2 protein-coding genes are annotated in these 3,069 nt (G+C 72.7%); both read left to right on the forward strand.

The features are described 5' to 3' along the window. The first annotated feature begins 174 nt into the window (after nucleotides 1–174). Nucleotides 175–501, forward strand: a complete 327-nt coding sequence (locus ACIQZN_RS02515; protein ID WP_403987280.1) for a DUF5132 domain-containing protein — start codon at nucleotides 175–177, stop codon at nucleotides 499–501. A 195-nt stretch (nucleotides 502–696) separates the two neighbouring features. Then, nucleotides 697–2,976, forward strand: a complete 2,280-nt coding sequence (locus ACIQZN_RS02520; RefSeq protein WP_403987283.1) for an ATP-binding cassette domain-containing protein — start codon at nucleotides 697–699, stop codon at nucleotides 2,974–2,976. The last annotated feature ends 93 nt before the right edge of the window (nucleotides 2,977–3,069 follow it).

The raw sequence follows: 3,069 nt of genomic DNA on the forward strand, positions 1-3,069 counted from the left end.
TCGGACGGCGTGTTCCCGCGTCCGGGAATTCGATTTCCGGCTCGGTACCGGATTTTCCGGGCCCGTACCGGATTTCGAAACGGAATTCCTGATTTCCGCCCGGCCGTGCGCCGCTCCCATTCTCGTCGTGCCCGGGTTCACTGTCATACGTATGCGTGGAGAGGATGGAGCGTCATGCCGCCTGTAGTACCGCCGTTTCTCGTCGGACTCATCGTCGCGCCGCTGGCCAAGCGCCTGCTGAAGCCACTGGTGGGTGGAGTCGTCAAAGCGTCCGTCGGAATCGCGATGGAGGTGAAGAAGGCGGCCCACGAGGCCGGGGAGAACATCCATGACCTCGCGGCCGAGGTAGCCGCCGACGTGGTCGCCGCCCAGATCGCCGCCGGCGAAACCGAGGGCCACTCCGTACCCGGTCAGCACCCGACCGGGGCCGGTGCCAAGGGGGACCGCCGGGCCCCGAAGATCCGCGCGACCGCCGAGAGCGCCGCCGGAAAGACGCACTGACGGACTGCGCCACCCGCGGCCGCCACCGGGCACGCCCGCCGATCGATCGCGGCGGAACGCACCAGGGTGGCGGCCGTTCTCGGGCCGACCCGCCCACACCCCCGCCCGCTCCGCATCTCAATTCCCGCTCCGTCGCCCCGATCCGCCGACTCCGTGACGGCCTTCCGCGACCTCCGCAAACAGGTGAACGTACACATGCCATCGCTACTGGGAGCCGCATCCGGATTCCGCTCCGTGGAACCGGCCGCGCGCCCTCGCTCGGTCACACCGGGCCGCCAGCGCTGGGACGTCGGGCTCGTCGTCGGACGCCCCCGGACGGCCGAGATCCTCGCCGCCGCGCTGCGCCACATCCCCGGGATCACCGAGGCCCAGGCCAGCCCCGTCACCGGCGGGGTGCTCGTCCGGCACGACGGGCGGCTGTGCGCCACGGACGTGGGCCGCGTCATCAGCCGCACCGTCGCCCGGCTCGCGCGGGAAGCGACCGGCACGGGGCGAGCGGAAACGGACCCGGCCGCGTCGGCCCCCCGGGCGGACCGCGGTCTCGTCGTCCGGCCGGTGCTCGCCGTCGGCGGTGGAGTCGCGGCCGGGACCGCGCTGGTCAAGGGGTCGGCCCTGACGCGGCAGTTGGTGGCCGTCGGTGGAGTGGCCGCGGCGACCGCGGTCGTCCTGCGGAAGGCGTGGCGCGGCACGGCCGAGGCGGCCGGGCCGGGCGCCGAGGGCCACCCGCTGCTGGAGATCGTCGGACCGCACCGCCCCCGCCTCTACCGGGCCGCCGCCCTGTCCGTCGCCTGCCAGGCCGCGGAGATGGCGCTCGGCACCTTCCTCGGCTGGACCGGGCTGGTCCTCATCAAGGGCGAGGCGGCACCGCTGGCCGGCCTCGGCCTGACCACGGCGTCCGCCCAACTCTGGGGCCTGGCCGGGATGGTGGTCGCCGCCTGCGCCGCCGTCGCCGGACTCTCGTACGCCTCGAACCTCCAATGGCGCAGGCTCGGCCAGGACATCGAGCACGACTGGCGGGGCCGCACCTACCGGCACGTCCAGCACCTCGAACTGAGCCAGCTGGAGGGCGAGCGCACCAGCAGGGTGGCCGGCACCCTCACCAACGACGTCGGCCAGCTCGGCGCCTTCTTCGCCGGGCCCGCTAACGACGTGCTCCAACTCGGCACCAGCCTGGCCCTGCTCGTACCCGCGTTCCTCCTGCTCGCCCCCCAGATCGCCTGGATCGCCTTCCTCCCGATCCCGGTCATCGCCTGGCTGTCGCTGCGCCACCAGGAGAGCGCCGCGACGGACTACGCCGCCACCGGCGAGCACCGCGCCAGGCTCGGCAGCCAGGTGATCAACTCGCTCGAAGCCGGCGCGACCGTCAAGAGCTTCTGCACCGAGACGTACGAGGCCGAGCGCGTCGACCAGCTGAGCGACACGGTCCAGGAGAGCGGCCACCGCACCGACCGCAGCACCCTGCGCCACGGCGAGACCGTCCGGGCCTGCACCACCGCGTCGATGGCCGGCACCCTGCTCATCGGCGGCCGCGCGGTCCTCGACGGCACCCTCCGCTTCGAGGTGTTCAGCCCCCTGATCGGGCTCCCGCAGATGCTGCTCATGCGGATGAGCCGGCTCGGCGGAATCGCCGACCAGTACCAGCGCACCCTCGCCTCCTACGACCGGGTCCAGCGCCTGCGCGAGCTGCCCGTCGAGACTGACAGCGGTGAGGGGACGCTCGAACTCCCCACCGTGCGCGGGGAGATCGTCCTCGACGAGGTCACCTTCGCCTACCCAGGCCGCCCGGCGACCCTGGACAGCCTGTCCCTGACCATCCCGGCCGGGCAGGTCACCGCCCTCGTCGGCGCCACCGGCTCCGGCAAGACGACGATCGCCAAACTGCTCATGCGCTTCCAGGACGCCGAGTCCGGCCGAGTCCTCCTCGACGGCCGGGACGTCCAGGACCTGCGCCGCCACGACCTGCGCCACGCCATCGGCTTCGTCGCCCAGGACCCGTTCCTCTTCGACGGCAGCATCGCCGACAACATCCGCTACGGCAGCTTCGGCGCCTCCGACGAAGCCGTCGTGCGGGCCGCCGCCATGGCCGAGGCCCACACCTTCATCACGACCCTGCCGAACGGCTACGACACCCTCATCGGCGAACGCGGCGCCGCGCTCTCCGGCGGCCAGCGGCAGCGCATCGCCCTGGCCCGCGCGATCCTCAAGGACTCGCCCGTCGTCATCCTGGACGAGGCCACCTCCGCCGTGGACAACGAGACGGAGGCCGCCATCCAGCGCACGCTGCACACCTTCGCGGCCGACCGGACCATGATCGTCATCGCCCACCGCCTCTCCACGGTCCGCCACGCCGACCGCATCTTCGTCCTGGACAAGGGCGGCATCGTCGCCGAGCAGGGCACCCACGACGAACTCCTCGCCCAGCACGGGCTCTACGCATCCCTCTGGCAGCTCCAGGCCGGCGAACTCGCCGCCTGACCGCAGGAATCCGCCCCACCGCCCGGCCGCGTGACACCACCGCGGCCGGTGCGCCCTGCGCGCATGCCCTCTCATACCTCTGGAGGTACCCCC

This window comes from Streptomyces sp. NPDC097595 (assembly GCF_044761525.1).
GTDB classification, from domain to species: Bacteria; Actinomycetota; Actinomycetes; order Streptomycetales; family Streptomycetaceae; genus Streptomyces; species Streptomyces drozdowiczii_A.

Excerpts from the sequence above, each read along its gene's own strand:
- ACIQZN_RS02515 (WP_403987280.1), top strand. The coding sequence starts at position 175 with ATGCCGCCTGTAGTACCGCCGTTTCTCGTCGGACTCATCGTCGCGCCG.
- ACIQZN_RS02520 (WP_403987283.1), top strand. The coding sequence starts at position 697 with ATGCCATCGCTACTGGGAGCCGCATCCGGATTCCGCTCCGTGGAACCG.